Below are 19420 nucleotides of genomic sequence, written 5' to 3' on the forward strand. Positions count from 1 at the left end.
ACAACCTCTGCATGATTGCAGGGGTTGTTCTATTTTAGAATAACGATTACGATGTAATTATGTGTGAAATTGAAAATAAATATAAAAAGATTGGTGATCATTATGATTTTCTTACAAGTTGTCTTACCTGTATTCCTCGTATATGGGGCTGGATATCTCCTGAGAAAAAAGATGCCAGTGGATATAAAATCAGTAGCTACCGTAGCTCTTTATGTAATGTTACCTTGCCTAGTGTTTGAAAGTTTTTATACAACTACACTAGATTTGCAATACGTAAACATACTCATCTTTTCGTTTCTGCTATTTTTTTCAATTATCCTCGTTAATCTTATAACTGCTCGGTTTGTGGCTAAAACTGAGCGAATGAAAAATGGACTTATATTAGCTACAGCTTTTATGAATTCTGGTAATTATGGTTTACCAATCATTTTGTTTGCTTTTGGTGATGCAGGGATGCGTTATGCAATACCTTACTTTGTGTTAACGACGATTATTATGAATATTTTTGGAGTATATTACGCGGCAAAAGGGAAAAGCAGTATCGCAGGAGCCATGAAAACAGTATGTAAAATGCCACCTACATATGCTTTAATATTAGGCCTCTCTATGAATCTAGCATCCATAAATCTTCATGACAATATTTATCAAGTGATTCAGTTTGTTTCGAATGCAGCTGTTCCAACAGTGATGATTGTCTTAGGGTTACAGTTAGCAGAAATTACAATAAAACACATTCAATGGTCGAAGGTGTTATATGGGACGATTATTCGGTTATTAATATCACCGTTACTGGCGTTTGCCATCCTTCAATTACTTCCTACTAATTCATTACTAGACAAAGTCCTCATTGTAATTGCAGCTATGCCTACAGCTGCCATAACGACTATGTACGCAGTGGAGTTTGATACGGAGCCGGAAGTAGTGTCGAGTATTACCTTATTTACGACGGTGATTAGTGCTTTAACCATATCAGTATTGCTATATTTATTAGGTGTATAAAGGCGAAGAGACAAAGGATATTTCTTCTTGCGAAGGGGAAAGAACATAAGATATGATGACTGTAAGGCTTTTATGATATGAAAATGAGGAGGACCGTTTGATATTTTAAAAGGTACTAAATAGAAAAAGAGAAAAGCGTCTATGTTTAATAAAAAGATAAAAAAGTTATTTAAATGATTAGAGGAGAACTAACATGATTCGCTATATTTTATTCTTATTTGCTGTTCTCAGTGTAATAGGTTTGTTTGTTTGGTTTTATTTACGAGAAAATGTTATTGGGATGATCTCGATAAGTGCTATCCCCTTTTTATTTTTTATGTATAAATTTTTAAAGAAGCGGTTTCAAAAGGTTTATATACCATATGAGCGGACGACATTTGAAGAACTTCCGGACGATACTTCAGAATATTTTCAAACCATTATGGCACACAATATTTCCAACCACAGTGTGGAAGAAAAACCATTAAAATCAGATGAAGTAGACATGATATTTTATGAAAAGAAAATGGGGAAAAACCGGGCAGAGTTGTATTTCCTGTTATACACTCCGTTAGCCTTACATAGTCAGAATGGAATTGCTGTTCAATCCATGATTGATGAAAAAGTAAATGTAGTCGTTTACTATGACCACACAGAATTTCCGATTATGGTTATGGAAATTGATGAGCAATTTTTTAGTTGTGACATTATTATGTGTAGGGCTGACGTTTACCAACAATACTTTAAATCAAAATTGTTTCAAAATAAGCTGGTGCATTTAAATCAAAATATAAATGGTTAAAGAAAAACACACTGTCATGGGATGACAGTGTGTTTTTGTAATTTTAACAGGTTTAGTTTCCGCCATAAGGGTAAGCCTTTGGAGGGTCTACAGCTAATACGGGTTCACCATCAATAGTTAACCATATGTAGTAGTAATCTACTCCTAATTCAGTGAAAACACTACCAATCGTTGCTTCTTGTAATTCAAATGATAGTCTAGCAGTTTCCTCACCTAAAGGGAAGTTTTCGAACCCTAACAAGTCGGCATATTCTCTCGCTTCTTCTTGTGTAATTTCAATATACACATCACTTTCAGGGACATAAGCTGCATAACTAGTATCAACAGCAATAAACGTCAACATGAGTGCAAGAGTTAATGTTACGATAAGCTTTTTCATTTGTATCACCTCCTTAATCGATTTTTTCAGCAATCCTTAAAAATATATCAACTACTTTAGGGTTGTACATTGTGCCACGACATCGCTTAATTTCCTTTAATGCCTCTTCTTTACTACGACCTTTTTGATAGACTCTATCTGTAGTCATAGCATCGTACGAATCAACTACAGCTATTATCGCTGCCTTTATATCAATTTCATCACCTTTTAAACCGTGCGGATAGCCCTTACCATCATATCTTTCATGGTGTTGTTCGACAATGTACCCAACACTTTGTAAATCAGGGAGGTCTGACTCTTCAAGGAGTTCCCTACCTTTCGTTGTGTGAGTTTTCATCGTTTCCCATTCTTGACTCGTTAATTTTGACGGCTTATTAAGAATCGATTCTGGGACTGAAACTTTCCCGACATCATGGAAAAAGGATGAAAGGTTTAACTGATATAATTCACTTGCACTTAAATCTAATTCTTCTCCTACTTTCATTGATAATTCCATAATTCTGTTGCAATGATCCGCGGTATAGCCATCTTTTTGTTCTACAGAAATGGCTAATTCTCTTAATCTCTTTAAAATAATACTATAGATATGGAATACAGGTCTCGATGAGACGTAAAGAAATTCTACATACGTTTGAGCGATAAACTCGTAATGTTCTGTTATATTGGTAGTGAAAACAGAGTTACCAGTAGTTAATACCTCACCACTTTTATCGCTGTTCCAAAGCAGTTCACCACGTAGAATATAAAAATACTCGAGGCCATCCCATTCCTCACCGCCGGAATCTATGCCCCATTTTGCACCAGGCTCTAACTTATGTAAGATAACTTCAGTTCCGTCCCCTGAGGCTAGTAAATCTACTTCAATACCTTTGCCGGTAACCCTTTCAAGTGGTTCCTGTCGAAGTATATTTAATCCTGATGTATTGTTCATCTTACCACCAAATCCTTATTCAGTATATTTTACTATAAGAAATCCTTAACCTTAATAAAAGTTTGATATTTATTCCAAAAATAGGTCTTTCGATACATTTTAGCATATTATTCGATCTCTTTTTCTAGTTATATAAAACTTATAAGGAAAAAAGATTTAACGTATTGTTGGAATCCATGACTATCATATCATTTTTTAGTAGGTAATATTCCATAAATAAACGTGGTAATGATTGGGATAAATGTATACGGAATTAATCAATTTTATCAATTTCACTTTATTTCCAACGGTAATATGGTAAGATGTTGAATAATGTTACTTTATGTCGAGGACATTGAATAGAGGTGGCGTTTGCATGGCAAATAAAAAAAATATAATTTTAACGCCGAAAACGTTTCGTAACAGTCTTTTTCTCATTGTAGGCTTATATGTATTGATACAAACATTACTATTCCAGCTTATGAGTGAGAGGCTGTTTTTAATAACGGCTGCAATAAACGGACTTATCATTATAATACTGCTTTATACGATCCTTTTCTATAGAAATCGCCAAGAACGGTTTGAAAAAATAGAAGGTTTTGATATAGAACAACAAAGTACTGTGAACTTAATCCAATCTTCTCCAGAACCAATTATGTTGTTAGATCATACAAGGATCATCTATTGTAATGAGAAGGCCGTTCAAATACTTGGTTATAAATCTAGTAAAGAAATCATTGGAAAAGATGCTATGCAATTTATACATCCTACTGATCAACCTCTCACCTTAAAACGAAATGAACTCATCTATAAAGGAAAAGAGTTACCACCTATCGATCGGAGAGTTATTACCAAAGGTGGAGACGAATTGACTGTGGAAATGACGGGGAAAGTTATTCATTTTCAAGGTAAAGACGTAATGTTTATTAGTGCTAGAGATGTTACAGATCGAAAACGGGCAGAAACAAAAGCTCAACATTTAGCTACCCATGATGAACTAACGGGACTTGGTAACCGAAGATTTTTCCATTTAGCTCTAGAGATTCGTATGAAACAGAACAAGCCAATCGCATTAATGATTATTGATATTGATAATTTCAAAAAAATTAACGACTCATTAGGACATAAAGTAGGAGATAAAGTTATTCAAGAATTTGCAAAGCGTGTTTCAAAGAAAATTCCGGCAGATGATATTATTGCACGTTGGGGTGGAGATGAACTAGCGGTTATCGTTTCAGCGAATACAAAGGACAAAGTCGAAAAGATTGCTAATAAAGTATTACAATCTTTTAATAGTCCTGCGATAATTGATGATTTTAAAGTAAGAATGAATGTAAGTATAGGTGCAGCAATGTGTCCATTACATACAAAAACGACCGAAGAATTAATACAAAATGCCGATTTAGCCTTGTTTCACCGTAAAAAGAACGGACGCAACGGTTTTCAATTATATACCGATGAAATTGGCCAAGCTTTTCATGCTCGCTTATATTTAGAACAACAGCTAAGAAAAGCAGTTAAAGACGAAGACTTCAAGTTACATTATCAACCTCGTATTAACGCACATACAGGTAAGATTCACAGTGTAGAGGCGTTGATTCGTTGGGATAAAGCGACACCAGATGTCTTCATTCCCATTGCTGAAGAGAATAGGCTTATTACAAAGCTAGGGGAATGGGTATTACGAGAGGCATGTAAACAATTCAAGAAGTGGCAGTCTCATTGTTATCCAATTCGATCGATTTCTATCAACTTATCTGTACAACAAGTACACGATGAGAAGCATATTGAACGTTTAATCGGAATTATTGAAGAGGAAGGACTATCTTGCGAAAATATCGAACTGGAAATTACCGAAAATTCAATTTCGGAAGATGATAGTGTTATCAGCAGCCTAGAAAAAATGAAACAAAAAGGAACATCCATCGCGGTTGATGATTTTGGGAAAGAATATAGTAGTTTATGGCGTATCAAACAATTACCAGTAGATACAATTAAGTTAGATAAGTTATTTATTGATGCAATTAATAAGGACGAGAAAGCGAATTCAATCATCGAAACAATCGTAATGCTATGTAAAACATTAAATTTAAAGATTGTTGCAGAAGGGGTAGAAGAAAAAGAGCAATCACTCTTCCTTCAACAGATTGGCATTCACGAAATGCAAGGGTATTACTTTAGTCGACCAGTGAAACCAGAAACGATCCAGGAATATTTTAAGCAGGATATCGACTGGATTGTCGAAAAGGAACATCATTCTCGAAAAAGTTCGTAATAAAAGGAAGGAAAACAGACTGTTAAAGTCTGTTTTTTTCTATTGAAATAAAATTATTTATAAACAACAGCTAATGTTGAAAAAATTTCATATTAAATACGTCTATATAATATACGACGTTATGGTGGAAGGAAGGGTATTATGATTCAAGTAAAAGGGTTAAGTCACGAATTTACGACGGGGAAAAAGGGGAACCAACAAGTTATATCCGTATTACGGGATATAAATTTTGACGTACATAAAGGGGAGATTGTGTCCATTATTGGTAGAAGTGGGTCAGGAAAGTCGACTTTATTAAATTTAATAAGCGGATTTAGTAAACCAAGCTCAGGAGAGATTTTTATCAACGATGAAAAAGTAAGTGAATTTAATGAAACGGAGTATTCTAATTTCCGGTTACATAATATAGGGTTCATCTTTCAAAATTATCAATTGATTCCGAGCATGAATGCGTTTGAAAATGTTGAGTTACCTCTTATTCTAAGGGGAACGAAGGAACATGAGCGCAAAAAGATAACAGAAGAGACATTAAATAGAGTTGGATTAGAACAGTTTTACGATCATTACCCTAGTGAACTATCAGGAGGGCAACAACAAAGGGTAAGTATAGCGAGGGCTTTAGTGGTGAACCCGCCCATTATCATGGCTGACGAGCCTACTGGAAGTCTTGACAGTGAGACAGAGGCAGACTTGCTAAGCTTCATTAAAGAACTTAATTCTGAGCTAGAGATCACGTTCCTCATTGTAACCCATGATGAAAAAGTAGCGAAGATAGGAAACCGAGTGATTGAAATTCAAGATGGGGAAATTGTGGAGAGGGGAATGAATTATGCATTTTAAAGACCAACTTCGTTTTGTACGTCAAAATATGAAAAAGAGTAAACTACGGATATTTATGACGGTATTAGCTACAGCAATCGGGATTGCCTTTCTTATTTTGCTTGCCTCTGTAGGATTTGGCCTACATTCCTCAATCATAGAAGAAGTTACCGAAAAACGTCTTGTCACGGAGATTGATGTGCACGGTAAAGATGTTGGAAATGGCTATGAACGGATTCAGGAAGAAGATATACGATATTTCGAATCAATGGGCAATGTGAAAAGTGTAGTTAGAAGAATCAGACTGCGGCAGATGCCCATCTTTTCAATCGAAGATTATGAGGTACATGGTGATGTTATGGTAACGGATTTTTCTGCAGAGATAAAAGCAGGCTTTGAACTTTCGGAAGGTCGTTTACCTGAAACCGACAATGAAATTGTAGTCGGTTATCATTTCCAAAATGGGTTAACGATGAAAGGAATAGAACCTGATGAACTTTTTGAGGAAGATCGCAGTGTAAAAGAAGAGTATCAATATACAGAGAGTTTGATTGGTAAAACAGTAGCATTAAAAGTTGTGAAGCATGTGGAAGGGGAAGAGCACACCCATTCTATTCCCGTTACTATAGTTGGAATAGAAAAAGAACCTACACGTAGTTGGATGCAATCTCGTAAAGCGTTTATTTCTAATGAGATATTACATGAAATTGAGCAATTTACAGAAATAAGCCGGGGAGCCCCTATGATTCCAGAAGGAAAAAAGAATGAAATGGGAGAGATGGGCGATGGGTTCGATGAAGTATTTATCTATGCAAATAATGTGAATAATGTTGAAGGAATTGTTCATCAGTTAGAAGATCAAAACTATTTAAGCTATTCCATTGTAAGTGAAATGAAAGAAATAAATACGATATTTATCATTGTAAAAACAGGATTGATTATTGTAGGTACCATTGCAATTATTATAGCTTCTATTGGTATATATAATACGATGACGATGGCTGTTACAGAAAGGGCGCCAGACATAGGGATAATGAAAGCATTAGGTGCAAGTCCAAAAACGATTAAACATATCTTTTTACTAGAGAGTTGTTATATAGGGTTTATAGGAGCCATTATAGGTACACTCATTGCTTACGCAGTAAGTTTCGGCATCAATTTCTTCTTGCCGATGGTATTGAGGGGGATGTTTGATTCAGAAGCCCCCCTTGGAATTAAATTTTCTCATATTCCTGTTTCTTTAATTGTGATAGCCGTATCCATATGTTTAGCAGTAACGATTTTCTCAGGAATGAATCCAGCGAAAAAGGCAACAAAAATTGATGTGTTAAAAGCATTAAGGAGAGAGGTTTAATCCTATCAAAACACCCGTCTCAATATAAGAACTAGTCTTTCATTGAGACGGGGTGTTGTTACTCAATTTTAGTCCAAGTTAATCCACCGCTTGTACGAAATCCTCTATCACTCTCTTTAATTTCTACAATAGTTTGTTCCTCAGAATTTCCATTAGCGATAATATCCTCTAGCTCGCCACTAAAATTTGCTAAACGTTCCCAATATCCACCGAATTCACCACCCCCATTACTTCGGTAGCGTCCTGGTTCGATATCTTTTCCTACGATGTAAGTGCCATCACTAAATTTAGTTCGTAGTTCTCCTTCATAATCGTCCTTTATGAATATCCATTGTCCCTCACCAGAGGATTCGAACCCTTCATCGCCTTCCTTTATTTCCACAATAGCTACCCCGGCTGGATTTCCATTTGCAATGATGTCGTCTAGTTCTCCACTAAATCCTGATAATCTAGCCCAGTATGTAATATTCCCAGAGCTGCGGTACAACCCGGGTTGAATTTCGTCACCTACTCTGTATGTACCTGTGTTAAAAGTAGTATCATTGGAAGGCTCATCTCCTATACCGTTTTGTTCACTATTAGGATCGTTATCATCATCTAACCGGTCCTCATGATCCTCCTCTAATTCATTAGCTATTTGATTTGAGTCTTCTTCCGCCTCATTTGGATCAAGACCTACTTCATTTTCTTCACCACCAGACATGGCTATAAATGCTATGATTGTGAAAATGATTAACCAAAACCACCATTTTTTATATATGGGTGATTGGTTTTCCGTATCATCTACCACTGTAATACCTCCCATCATAACGTGAATGACAAAGTAGTACTATTATGCTCGTCTTTATTGCTTCCCATAACTGAAAGAGTGATCTTTGTCCATTTTTTAGGGACTGTTACTGTCGTTATATCAAAATAGCAGTACCTTAGTTTGCTTAAATGCTAAGTTATCGGTATACATCAAAACTGTTCCTGTTATCCAAATAGACTTTTATAGTTTAATATTACTGAATATAGGGAACAGAGGCTCTTTTTGCCTACCACCTACCTTTTCAATTGATAAACCATTGTATAAGGAGAATGTAATATTCGAATCGTTTTTATAAGAGAAATTCAAAAACAATATTTCAGCAAAATAATGGTCAAATATTTCCCTTTTTCACGCCTTGTTACCCTATTTTAAATCCCTTATGAAGTAAGCGTTTTCATTAAAAAATAATGAAAATATCTAAAAACGGAACAAACCTTGATGTAATTAAGTTGTAAACGCTTACTAAGTTTCTGATAAATCATAAAGTTCAGAAAATTTTCGTTTTACCTGTTGACCTCGTATAAAAATGGCGTTATGATTATCGACAATATTAAAAATTCATAAAGAAAACATGCTTTTATAGACGGCATTAACGCTGAATTTTTATAGAATATTTTTTGGAGAAAAGATTCAAAATTTTTAGTTTTTTTCTTTTCAAAAAGAATTTTATCACTTTAAAGGAGATGGGTGCTGAAATGGGCAGTCAATGGATATTTTTAAGTGGCGAATTTGTAAAAAAAGAAGATGCTGTTGTATCTGTTTATGATCACGGATTTCTATATGGGGATGGAGTATTTGAAGGACTCCGTGTATATAGTGGAAACATTTTTAAGTTAGATGAGCATTTAAAGAGGCTTTATGAATCAGCACAATCTATTATGCTTAATGTTCCTTACACAAAAGAGGAATTTAAACAGATTATTGTAGAGACTATCCGGAAAAACCAACTGGAAAATGCTTACATCAGGGTGGTTGTATCCCGTGGGGTAGGGAACCTTGGTCTTGACCCGACACACTGCTCAAACCCAAGAGTGATTATCATAGCAGAAGCACTCGCTCTTTTCCCGAAAGAGCTATATGAAAAAGGATTAAAACTTGGATCAGTTTCAACAAGACGAAATCGACCAGACGTATTAAGTCCACAAGTGAAATCGTTAAATTATTTAAACAACATACTCGTAAAACTTGAGGCAAATCAGGCAGGGGTAGATGAAGCTCTAATGCTGAATGATCAAGGATATGTAACAGAAGGATCGGCTGACAATATTTTTATCGTGAAAAACAACGTTATTTATACACCGCCGGTATACTTAGGGGCACTAGAAGGTATTACAAGAAACGCCATTATAGATCTTGCGAAAGAAAAAGGGTATGAAGTGAAAGAAGAACCATTCACAAGGCACGATGTATATGTAGCTGACGAAGTATTCTTAACAGGAACAGCTGCAGAAGTGATCGCAGTTGTAGAAGTGGATCGCCGACAAATTCAAAATGGCAAACCAGGAGAGGTAACAAATCATTTGCTAAGTGAATTCCGCAAGGTCGTAACTACAGACGGAGTTCAATGTTATCAGAATGAAAGCGATGCTTACGTAAGTTAGGAGGTATACGATGCGAAGCGACATGATAAAAAAAGGAATTGATCGTGCTCCCCATCGGAGTTTACTACATGCAACAGGAGTCAAGACAAGTGATTTAGGTAAACCGTTTATCGGTGTATGTAACTCATATGTCGACATTATCCCTGGGCACCGGCATTTAAATGAATTTGCTAAAGTTGTAAAAGAAGCAATCCGAGAAGCCGGGGGAATTCCATTTGAATTTAATACGATTGGTGTAGATGATGGGATTGCGATGGGTCACATTGGTATGAGGTACTCATTACCAAGTAGAGAGATTATTACTGATGCTGCTGAAACTGTTATTAATGCACACTGGTTTGATGGTGTGTTTTATATCCCAAACTGCGACAAAATTACACCGGGAATGTTAATGGCATCAGTAAGGACTAATGTACCATCTGTGTTTGTATCAGGCGGACCGATGGAAGCAGGAGTGTCACCTACAGGTGAAAATTTATCGTTAGTATCAGTGTTTGAAGGTGTAGGTTCATATAAGCAAGGATCTATGAGCGAGTCCGAATTATCCGAATTAGAAAAGTTAGCGTGTCCTACATGTGGTTCCTGTTCCGGTATGTTTACCGCCAATTCGATGAATTGTTTATCCGAAATGCTAGGTTTAACGGTTCCGGGTAACGGGACAATAGTAGCAACATCAGAAGAAAGACATGAACTAGTACGCCAGGCTGCAAAACATTTAGTAGAACTTGTAAAGAAAGATATTCGTCCACGTGATATTGTCACAAAAGAGGCTATAGATGATGCTTTTGCACTAGATATGGCAATGGGTGGGTCAACGAATACGGTGCTACACACATTAGCAATTGCTCATGAGGCAGGTATTGAATATGACCTAGATCGTGTAAACCAAATTGCTGAACGTGTTCCTTATTTATCAAAAATTAGTCCAGCATCAGACTATTCAATGCACGACGTACATTTAGCTGGTGGTGTAAGTGCCATTATTAAAGAACTATCAAAAATAGACGGCGCTATTCATAAGGATCGTATAACGATTACAGGTAAAACGATCTATGAAAATGTGAAAGATGCTGAAATACTTAATAAAGATGTAATTCGAACCATTGACAACCCTTATAGCCCAGTCGGTGGATTATCAATCCTTTATGGAAATATTGCTCCAGATGGTAGTGTCATCAAGGTAGGGGCAGTTGATCCATCAATTAAAAAGTTTAAAGGGAAAGCGATCGTATTTGAGTCCCAGGAAGAAGCACAAGAAGGAATTGATAACGGGACCGTTCAATCAGGTCATGTCGTTGTCATTCGATATGAAGGGCCTAAAGGTGGACCAGGAATGCCGGAAATGCTTGCCCCTACAGCTTCAATAGCTGGAAGAGGTTTAGGTAAAGAGGTAGCATTGATTACCGACGGTCGATTCTCAGGTGCAACTAGGGGCATTTCAGTTGGCCATATCTCTCCAGAAGCTGCTGAGGGAGGGCCAATTGGATTAGTCGAAAATGGCGATGAAATTGTCATAGATTTAGAGACTCGTTCTATTGAACTACTCGTAGATGATGAAGTACTAGCTGAACGTAAACGAAATTGGAAAGAACCAGAACCAAAAATTCAAACAGGGTATTTAGGTAAGTACTCTAAGTTAGTTACATCTGCTAATACTGGTGGAGTTATGAAAATTTAAAATTTTAATATAGCAAAAACGATGACGGGAACAAAAGAATAAGACAACGTATTTCCAGAGAACCGGGGTTGCTGGAAGCCCGGTAATACGCCTTATTCTGACTTCGTCCCGGAGTGTTAAGTCGAACGGCATTCCCACTAGACTTAACCAGGTGTTGAAAAATACCTGTTACCAAACGAGGCATTCATGTTTTAAGTAATGGCTCACGAGGTAGGATTCGTAAGAATTCTACGAAAAAGGGTGGTACCGTGAAAAGCAAAGACCTTTTCTCCCCTTCTATTCTGCACGTATATACTTTTGTGCAGTTTATTAGGGAGGAATAGGTCTTTTTTTAACCCGTTTTTCTTTAGAAATTGATTTTAGGAGGGATAAACGTGAAGGTAGAAGCAAAGCCGGAAGTACAATCCGGTCCAGTTCAGAAAACAGGTGCAGATCTTCTCGTAGAATCGTTAATCAAGCAGGAAGTTGATACCATATTTGGCTATCCAGGAGGTGCTGTATTACCAATATATGACGCACTATATAAAGCAAGGGAATCCTTTGATCACGTACTCGCTCGTCACGAGCAAGGCGCCATCCATGCAGCAGAAGGCTATGCGAGAGTTTCTGGGAAGCCAGGTGTCGTAATTGCAACATCTGGACCAGGGGCAACAAATTTAATTACAGGTATTACAGATGCGATGATGGATTCTTTACCACTTGTTATATTTACTGGCCAAGTAGCACGCACTGTTATTGGTACCGATGCCTTCCAAGAGGCTGACGTAATCGGGATTACAACCCCAATCACGAAACATAATTACCAAGTCCAAAATATTGAGGACTTACCTCGTATTGTGAAAGAAGCGTTCCATATCGCGACAACCGGCAGGAAAGGACCTGTAGTTGTAGATATTCCGAAAGATATATCTGCTAGTCCATATAACGCAGTTGATACGGAAGCAGATTTTCACTTGCCAGGCTATCAACCGACAACGAAGCCGAACCCATTGCAAGTTAAAAAATTAGCAGAGGCATTAAAAAAGGCTAAAAAACCTGTTTTGCTTGCTGGAGCTGGAGTTTTACATGGTAAAGCGACTGAAAATTTAAAACAGTTTGCCGAAAGACACAAGCTTCCCGTCACGACAACTCTGTTGGGGCTTGGTAGCTTCCCTGGAGATCACCCACAAGCACTTGGTATGGCTGGAATGCACGGAACTTATGCAGCTAACATGGCTCTGTATGAATGTGATTTACTCATCAATATTGGGTCACGATTTGATGATCGTTTAACAGGGAACTTAAAACACTTTGCTCCCAAAGCACATGTAGCACATATAGATATTGATCCAGCTGAAATAGGGAAAAACGTAGAAACACATATCCCAATTGTTGCTGATTCAAAAGAAGCGTTAAATCAATTGTTAGTTCAAGCCACTGAATCTCCTACGATTGAAGAATGGCAACAGAAACTTGAATTTTATAAGGCGGAATATCCACTTTGGTATAACCGACCGGAGAAAGCCATGACAGCTCAGTGGTTAATTGAAACGATTTACAAAGAATCAAATGGTGAAGCAATTGTTACGACTGACGTAGGACAGCATCAAATGTGGGCGGCCCAGTATTATACATTTGCTAAACCGGATCGATGGGTAACATCAGGTGGACTTGGAACGATGGGATTTGGTTTCCCAGCTGCCATTGGGGCACAAATTGCGAAGCCAAATGATATTGTCATTGCCATTGTAGGGGACGGCGGTTTTCAAATGACGTTACAAGAACTTTCATTGTTGCAGGAGAAAAAGATTCCCGTAAAAGTCATCATCGTAAACAATGAAGCTTTAGGTATGGTACGACAGTGGCAAGAGAAGTTTTATGACGAACGTTACTCACAATCCATACTGAACATTCAACCAGACTTCGTAAAGCTAGCCGAAAGTTATGAAATAAAAGGGTTGAAAATTGAATCCCAAGAGGAATTACAGCAACTTTTACCTGAATTATTAGCAAGTGATGAACCTGTTTTGCTAGATTGTCGCGTATTGCAAGAAGAAAATGTCTACCCAATGATTGCGCCAGGCAAAGGATTACATGAAATGATTGGGGTGAAACGATGAAACGGATTATAACCGCAACTGTACAAGATCGTAGTGGAGTATTAAATCGTATTACAGGCCTATTTCAGAAGCGTCAATTTAATATAGACAGTATTTCTGTTGGTCAAACCGAGACCGAAGGATTATCAAGAATGACCTTTGTCGTTGAAGTCGAAGATAGCCAAAAGTTAGAACAATTAATGAAGCAATTAAATAAACAAATTGATGTTTTAAAAGTGTCAGATATAACAGATAAAGCGATTGTTGCTCGGGAACTAGCCCTCATAAAAGTTGTAAGTAACGGGCAAGTTCGAAGTGAAATTCAAGGGATGATTGAACCATTTCGAGCTTCCGTCATTGACGTAAGTAAGGAAAGTTTAACCGTCCAAGTCACAGGTAAGACCGATAAGATTGAAGCATTAATTGATTTGCTTCGCCCATACGGAATTAAAGAACTAGCAAGAACTGGTCTTACTGCATTTTTAAGGGGACACCAACCGCAAGTTGCGGAGTTTAATTCTTATACACAAGTAAAATAAAAAAATTTGAAAGGATGATTTAAGATGGCAAAAGTACTTTATAACGGAGATATTCAAGAAGGGGTATTGAAAAATAAAAAGGTAGCAGTTATTGGTTATGGATCACAAGGTCATGCTCATGCCCAAAACTTAAAAGAAAGTGGATTTGATGTTGTTGTTGGTTTAAGACAAGGAAAATCATGGGATAAAGCAGTAGAGGATGGACTGGATGTAAAAACTGTAGCTGAAGCAGTTCAAGCAGCTGAAGTAGTAATGGTACTATTACCTGATGAATACCAACCAAAAGTTTATGAAGAGGAAATTAAGCCAAATTTACAGGCTGGAAACGCGTTGGCCTTCGCGCATGGATTCAACGTGCATTTTAATCAAGTAGTACCACCAGCAGATGTTGATGTATTTCTTGTAGCACCAAAAGGTCCTGGACACCTTGTAAGAAGAACCTTTGAAGAAGGTGCAGGAGTACCAGCACTTTATGGTATTTTCCAAGATGTAACAGGTGAGGCAGCCGACATTGCATTAGCTTACGCAAAAGGAATCGGTTCAGGTCGTGCAGGCGTACTGAAAACTTCGTTCCAAGAAGAAACAGAAACAGATCTTTTCGGAGAGCAAGCTGTTTTGTGCGGAGGACTTACTAGTCTAGTAAAAGCAGGATATGAAACGTTAACCGAAGCTGGTTATCAACCTGAAGTTGCTTACTTTGAATGTTTACATGAACTTAAACTTATCGTTGATTTGATGTACGAAGGCGGTATGGAATATATGCGTTACTCTATCTCCGATACCGCTCAATGGGGTGACTTCAAGTCAGGACCACGTGTAATTAACGAAGAAACGAAACAACGTATGAAAGAAGTATTGGCTGATATTCAAAATGGTGAATTTGCCAAAGGATGGATCCTCGAAAACCAAGTGAACCGTCCACAGTTTAACGCAATTAATGAAAATGAAAAACAACATTCGATCGAACAAGTAGGAAAGGAGTTACGTGAATTGATGCCATTCGTCAAGAAAGATAACAAAAAGAAGAAGGAAGTGGTATCACATGGCACACGTTAACATTTTCGATACAACGTTAAGAGATGGGGAGCAATCTCCTGGCGTAAATTTGAATCAGTTAGAAAAAATGGAGATTGCCAAACAACTAGAACGATTTGGAGTAGATATTATGGAAGCAGGATTTCCTGCTTCCTCCAAAGGGGACTTTGAAGGTGTTCGTAACATTGCTCGTACGATAAAAAACACTTCCGTCACTGGGCTAGCTAGAACAATTAAGTCAGATATTGATATTGCATGGGAAGCGTTAAAGGATGCAGATGAACCACGACTACATGTCTTTTTAGCAACTTCACCTATTCATATGACATATAAGTTGAAAAAGACGCCTGAAGAAGTAATCCAAACGGCTGTTGAACAAGTAGCCTATGCGAAGAAAAAATTTCCACATGTGCAATGGTCAGCTGAAGATGCTAGTCGTTCAGACTTAGATTTTCTAGTGAAAATTATTCGACAAGTGATTGACGCTGGGGCAACTGTTATTAACCTGCCAGATACAGTAGGTTATACGACACCAGAGGAATACGGAAATATGTTCCGTTATATTCGGGAAAATGTTCCGAACATCGACCGAGTGTCATTATCAGCACACTGTCATGATGATTTAGGAATGGCTGTTGCAAACTCCATTGCAGCGATTGAAAATGGAGCAACACAAATCGAAGGAACGATAAACGGAATCGGTGAACGTGCAGGTAATGCAGCTATTGAAGAAGTGGCGGTTGCGTTGAATATTCGCAATGATAAATATCAGCACTCCACAAATCTTGTTTTAAAAGAGATTAAACGTACGAGTGATCTTGTTAGCAAATTCACAGGTATGTTTGTCCCAGCGAACAAGGCGGTCGTTGGACGTAATGCCTTTGCTCATGAATCAGGTATTCACCAAGATGGGGTCTTAAAACATGCTTCCACTTATGAAATTATTACCCCGGAAATGGTAGGGATTGATTCTAACAATCTCGTGCTTGGTAAACATTCAGGTCGCCATGCATTTAAAAATAAAGTAGAATCTCTCGGCTTCCAAATGGAAGAAAATAAATTAAAAGAAGCCTTTGATGCGTTTAAACTTTTAACTGATAAAAAGAAGGAAGTTAACGATGACGATCTATTCTCTATTTTAATGGATTTACAAACAGATGCTGTTGATGTTCCAAAGTATAAGTTAGAAGCATTCCAAATTCAAAGTGGCTCATCCAATTTACCAACTGCAACTGTTGCCCTTACCTCACCAGACGGGAACCGAGTAGAGACGGCAAGAACAGGTCAAGGGAGTGTAGAGTCAATCTACAATACGGTTGAATCACTAGTTCAAGAGGATATTCATCTAGCTGATTACCAATTAAATTCTATTGGTCAAGGTCGTGATGCACTAGCGGAAGTCCATGTGACCCTTACAGTGAATGGTAAAATTTCAAACGGACGTGGCACTGCCCAAGACGTACTGGAAGCATCAGCAAACGCGTTTATCAACGCCATTAATCGCGTCTTAATGAGTGATAGAAATATCGAACAGAAACAGGCACATATTTAACATTACTCGCTTTTATTTATTAATAACCCATAGGAGGTATGTGTCATGAAAAAGCAAATTGCCTTATTACCTGGTGATGGCATCGGGCAAGAAATCATTCATGCTGCCAAAGATGTATTAAATGCAGTCGCGAAGCAGTTTAATCATACATTTGTATTTCAAACTTATGATATTGGTGGAGTTGCAGTAGATCGACACGAAACACCTTTGCCGGAAGAAACGATCAGTGCTTGTGAAAAAGCGGATGCCATTCTGTTAGGGGCAGTTGGAGGACCGAAGTGGGATGTCTATCCAACTCATTTAAGACCTGAAAAAGGATTACTAGGCATAAGAAAGGCGTTAGGATTGTTTGCAAATTTACGTCCTGTGAAAGGCTTTCCAGAGCTGCTACATGCATCACCTTTAAAAGAGGAAGTTGTGAAGGGGAGCGACCTATTAATTGTTCGTGAACTAACTGGAGGCATTTACTTCGGTAAGCCTAGTGAACGTAGACATGATGGCAAGGAAGTCGTTGATACTCTAGTTTATCAACGATTTGAAATTGAAAGAATTGTAGAAAAAGGATTTGAAGCAGCACGCCTACGGCGAAAGCATTTAACTTCTGTAGATAAAGCTAATGTTATGGAGTCGAGTCGAGTTTGGAGAGAAGTAGTAGAAGAGAAGAGCAGGGATTATCCAGATGTAGAAGTGGAGCATTTACTAGTAGATGCTGCTGCAATGAAACTCATTACAAACCCAACACAATTTGATGTTATCGTAACGGAAAATTTATTTGGGGATGTCCTGAGTGATGAGGCTTCTGTTTTAACTGGCTCATTAGGAATGTTACCATCAGCAAGCTTACGTTCAGATGGTGTAGGATTATATGAACCAGTACACGGTTCTGCACCGGATATAGCTGGAAAAGGAATTGCGAATCCAGTTGCAATGGTATTATCTGCAGCCTTAATGTTGCGTCACTCTTTCCAAATGGAAGAAGAGGCTTTAGCAATTGAAGCAGCAGTGGAGTCCGTTTTAAACGAAGGGTATCACACAGCAGATCTACACGTGAAAAATGGAAAAATAGTTGGAACGAAGGAAATGACAGAACGTCTTGTTGATGCTCTTTCTTCCACCAATGCAACGGAAAGTATTATGAATTGTTATTCTTAATCGGAAATGAGTAAGGAGTTGATCAATATGTCAAAGCCGAAGACGATCATTGAAAAAATATGGGATCAGCACGTAGTCCATCAAGAGGATGGAAAACCGGATTTGTTGTACATTGATCTTCACCTCGTCCATGAAGTTACTTCTCCTCAAGCCTTCGAAGGCTTGAGGTTGAAGGGACGAAAAGTACGACGACCGGATCGGACGTACGCTACGATGGATCATAACGTACCAACTCGTGATCGTCATGTAATTAAAGATCAAGTTTCAAAGACACAAATGGAAAAGTTAAAAGAAAACTGTGAGCAATTTGGCGTAGAATTAGCCGATATTCATCATCCTGATCAAGGGATTGTCCACGTAATTGGACCAGAACTCGGTTTAACACAGCCGGGGAAGACGATTGTTTGTGGAGATAGCCATACTTCTACTCATGGAGCCTTTGGAGCGCTAGCATTCGGTATTGGAACGAGCGAAGTAGAGCACGTTTTAGCTACACAAACATTATGGCAAGCAAGGCCGAAAACATTAAACGTAAAAGTAAATGGCCAACTAGGGGTTGGTGTAACAGCAAAAGACCTTATTTTAGCAATCATAGCTAAATACGGTATTCGCTTCGGGACAGGATATGTTATTGAGTATACAGGTGAAGCTGTTCGTTCGTTGTCAATGGAAGAACGTATGACAGTGTGTAACATGTCCATTGAAGCTGGTGCTAGAGCAGGATTAATTAGTCCTGACGAAACAACTTTTTCCTACATGAAAGGAAGACGTCATGTACCAAAAGGAGCGGACTTTGAAGCTGCTGTGGAACAGTGGAAAGCATTGGCCACTGATGAGGGAGCAACTTACGATGCAACAGTGGAAATCAATGCTGAGGAAATTGAGCCTCAAGTAACATGGGGGACAAATCCAGGAATGTGTATACCTGTAAGTGCCTCAGTACCGAATCCACAAACAGTTGAACAAGAAAGCAAAAAAGAAGATATTGAAAGGGCTCTATCCTATATGGGTCTAGAACCTGATCAACCAATTTCTTCAGTTGAAATTGAACATGTATTTATCGGATCTTGTACGAATTCACGCCTAAGTGATTTACGGAAAGCAGCTAACGTGATTCAAGGGAAAAAAGTCCATCCGAATGTGCAAGCGATTGTCGTACCCGGTTCCTTTACTGTAAAGATGGAAGCCGAAAAAGAAGGATTAGATGTTATTTTTAAACAGGCTGGATTTGAATGGCGAGAAGCCGGCTGTAGTATGTGCTTAGCAATGAACGATGATATCGTCCCACCAGGAGAACGGTGTGCATCAACATCAAATCGAAACTTTGAAGGACGTCAAGGAAATGGTGCTCGAACGCACTTAGTAAGTCCTGAAATGGCTGCAGCAGCAGCGATTGAGGGCCGATTTGTTGACGTTAGAAAATATGCAAAACCGGCTCTAAGTTAGGAGGAGGGGAA

At 38.1% G+C, this 19420-nt stretch carries 16 protein-coding genes; 13 read left to right on the top strand and 3 right to left on the bottom strand.

Annotated elements, in window-relative coordinates; all coding sequences use genetic code 11:
* The first annotated feature begins 102 nt into the window (after positions 1 to 102).
* Together NLW78_RS02720 and NLW78_RS02725 are read left to right on the top strand one after the other, a co-directional pair.
* A complete protein-coding gene (locus NLW78_RS02720; protein ID WP_302328405.1) occupies positions 103 to 999 on the top strand; it encodes an AEC family transporter in 897 nt (298 codons plus the stop codon).
* Between the two features lie 193 nt (positions 1000 to 1192).
* Positions 1193 to 1780: a hypothetical protein gene (locus NLW78_RS02725; RefSeq protein WP_254495333.1), complete on the top strand. Its 588-nt coding sequence runs from the start codon at positions 1193 to 1195 to the stop codon at positions 1778 to 1780.
* A gap of 52 nt (positions 1781 to 1832) precedes the next feature.
* On the opposite strand, the gene NLW78_RS02730 is transcribed toward NLW78_RS02725, so the two are convergent.
* Together NLW78_RS02730 and NLW78_RS02735 are read right to left on the bottom strand one after the other, a co-directional pair.
* Entirely contained in the window at positions 1833 to 2159 is a 327-nt protein-coding gene (locus NLW78_RS02730; protein ID WP_254495335.1) for an 8-amino-7-oxononanoate synthase, read from the bottom strand.
* A gap of 13 nt (positions 2160 to 2172) precedes the next feature.
* Positions 2173 to 3090, bottom strand: coding sequence for an HD-GYP domain-containing protein (locus NLW78_RS02735; RefSeq protein WP_254495337.1), 918 nt, complete (start codon positions 3088 to 3090; stop codon positions 2173 to 2175).
* A gap of 355 nt (positions 3091 to 3445) precedes the next feature.
* On the opposite strand from NLW78_RS02735, the gene NLW78_RS02740 reads away from it, so the two are divergent.
* The 3 genes from NLW78_RS02740 to NLW78_RS02750 all read left to right on the top strand — a co-directional run bounded on the left by NLW78_RS02740 (position 3446) and on the right by NLW78_RS02750 (position 7517).
* Complete coding sequence (locus NLW78_RS02740; protein WP_254495339.1) at positions 3446 to 5344, top strand: sensor domain-containing protein; 1899 nt, start codon at positions 3446 to 3448, stop codon at positions 5342 to 5344.
* Between the two features lie 141 nt (positions 5345 to 5485).
* Positions 5486 to 6184 carry an ABC transporter ATP-binding protein gene (locus NLW78_RS02745; protein ID WP_254495341.1) on the top strand — a complete coding sequence of 233 codons (699 nt, stop codon included), beginning with the start codon at positions 5486 to 5488 and terminating at the stop codon, positions 6182 to 6184.
* A complete protein-coding gene (locus NLW78_RS02750; RefSeq protein ID WP_254495343.1) occupies positions 6174 to 7517 on the top strand; it encodes an ABC transporter permease in 1344 nt (447 codons plus the stop codon). Before NLW78_RS02745 ends, NLW78_RS02750 begins: the two co-directional genes overlap by 11 nt.
* A gap of 58 nt (positions 7518 to 7575) precedes the next feature.
* On the opposite strand, the gene NLW78_RS02755 is transcribed toward NLW78_RS02750, so the two are convergent.
* Positions 7576 to 8307, bottom strand: a complete 732-nt coding sequence (locus tag NLW78_RS02755; protein ID WP_254495345.1) for an Rv1352/Rv1906c domain-containing protein — start codon at positions 8305 to 8307, stop codon at positions 7576 to 7578.
* A 716-nt stretch (positions 8308 to 9023) separates the two neighbouring features.
* Here NLW78_RS02755 and ilvE point away from each other — a divergent pair.
* The 8 genes from ilvE to leuC all read left to right on the top strand — a co-directional run bounded on the left by ilvE (position 9024) and on the right by leuC (position 19409).
* Positions 9024 to 9929, top strand: coding sequence for a branched-chain-amino-acid transaminase (ilvE, locus tag NLW78_RS02760; protein WP_254495347.1), 906 nt, complete (start codon positions 9024 to 9026; stop codon positions 9927 to 9929).
* A gap of 10 nt (positions 9930 to 9939) precedes the next feature.
* Positions 9940 to 11607 (top strand): dihydroxy-acid dehydratase, encoded by a 1668-nt coding sequence (gene ilvD / locus NLW78_RS02765; RefSeq protein WP_254495348.1) that lies wholly within the window; start codon positions 9940 to 9942, stop codon positions 11605 to 11607.
* A 374-nt stretch (positions 11608 to 11981) separates the two neighbouring features.
* On the top strand, positions 11982 to 13706 hold the full coding sequence (ilvB, locus tag NLW78_RS02770) for an acetolactate synthase large subunit (protein WP_254495349.1): 1725 nt from the start codon (positions 11982 to 11984) through the stop codon (positions 13704 to 13706).
* Positions 13703 to 14224 carry an acetolactate synthase small subunit gene (gene ilvN, locus NLW78_RS02775; protein WP_254495350.1) on the top strand — a complete coding sequence of 174 codons (522 nt, stop codon included), beginning with the start codon at positions 13703 to 13705 and terminating at the stop codon, positions 14222 to 14224. The genes ilvB and ilvN overlap by 4 nt, the downstream gene beginning before the upstream one ends.
* Positions 14225 to 14248: 24 nt before the next feature.
* Positions 14249 to 15280, top strand: coding sequence for a ketol-acid reductoisomerase (gene ilvC, locus NLW78_RS02780; protein ID WP_254495356.1), 1032 nt, complete (start codon positions 14249 to 14251; stop codon positions 15278 to 15280).
* On the top strand, positions 15267 to 16811 hold the full coding sequence (locus NLW78_RS02785; protein ID WP_254495358.1) for a 2-isopropylmalate synthase: 1545 nt from the start codon (positions 15267 to 15269) through the stop codon (positions 16809 to 16811). Before ilvC ends, NLW78_RS02785 begins: the two co-directional genes overlap by 14 nt.
* A 45-nt stretch (positions 16812 to 16856) precedes the next feature.
* Positions 16857 to 17963: a 3-isopropylmalate dehydrogenase gene (leuB, locus tag NLW78_RS02790; RefSeq protein WP_254495360.1), complete on the top strand. Its 1107-nt coding sequence runs from the start codon at positions 16857 to 16859 to the stop codon at positions 17961 to 17963.
* A 27-nt stretch (positions 17964 to 17990) separates the two neighbouring features.
* A complete protein-coding gene (leuC, locus tag NLW78_RS02795; RefSeq protein WP_254495362.1) occupies positions 17991 to 19409 on the top strand; it encodes a 3-isopropylmalate dehydratase large subunit in 1419 nt (472 codons plus the stop codon).
* Positions 19410 to 19420 lie beyond the last annotated feature (11 nt).

Origin of the sequence: Salirhabdus salicampi, from assembly GCF_024259515.1 — a bacterium.
Taxonomy (GTDB): Bacteria; Bacillota; Bacilli; order Bacillales; family Alkalibacillaceae; genus Salirhabdus_A; species Salirhabdus_A salicampi.

Bases quoted from the DNA above. Each gene is read 5' to 3' on its own strand.
- NLW78_RS02720 (WP_302328405.1), top strand. From the start codon at position 103: ATGATTTTCTTACAAGTTGTCTTACCTGTATTCCTCGTATATGGGGCT.
- NLW78_RS02725 (WP_254495333.1), top strand. From the start codon at position 1,193: ATGATTCGCTATATTTTATTCTTATTTGCTGTTCTCAGTGTAATAGGT.
- NLW78_RS02730 (WP_254495335.1), bottom strand. From the start codon at position 2,159: ATGAAAAAGCTTATCGTAACATTAACTCTTGCACTCATGTTGACGTTT.
- NLW78_RS02735 (WP_254495337.1), bottom strand. From the start codon at position 3,090: ATGAACAATACATCAGGATTAAATATACTTCGACAGGAACCACTTGAA.
- NLW78_RS02740 (WP_254495339.1), top strand. From the start codon at position 3,446: ATGGCAAATAAAAAAAATATAATTTTAACGCCGAAAACGTTTCGTAAC.
- NLW78_RS02745 (WP_254495341.1), top strand. From the start codon at position 5,486: ATGATTCAAGTAAAAGGGTTAAGTCACGAATTTACGACGGGGAAAAAG.
- NLW78_RS02750 (WP_254495343.1), top strand. From the start codon at position 6,174: ATGCATTTTAAAGACCAACTTCGTTTTGTACGTCAAAATATGAAAAAG.
- ilvE (WP_254495347.1), top strand. From the start codon at position 9,024: ATGGGCAGTCAATGGATATTTTTAAGTGGCGAATTTGTAAAAAAAGAA.
- ilvD (WP_254495348.1), top strand. From the start codon at position 9,940: ATGCGAAGCGACATGATAAAAAAAGGAATTGATCGTGCTCCCCATCGG.
- ilvN (WP_254495350.1), top strand. From the start codon at position 13,703: ATGAAACGGATTATAACCGCAACTGTACAAGATCGTAGTGGAGTATTA.
- ilvC (WP_254495356.1), top strand. From the start codon at position 14,249: ATGGCAAAAGTACTTTATAACGGAGATATTCAAGAAGGGGTATTGAAA.
- NLW78_RS02785 (WP_254495358.1), top strand. From the start codon at position 15,267: ATGGCACACGTTAACATTTTCGATACAACGTTAAGAGATGGGGAGCAA.
- leuB (WP_254495360.1), top strand. From the start codon at position 16,857: ATGAAAAAGCAAATTGCCTTATTACCTGGTGATGGCATCGGGCAAGAA.
- leuC (WP_254495362.1), top strand. From the start codon at position 17,991: ATGTCAAAGCCGAAGACGATCATTGAAAAAATATGGGATCAGCACGTA.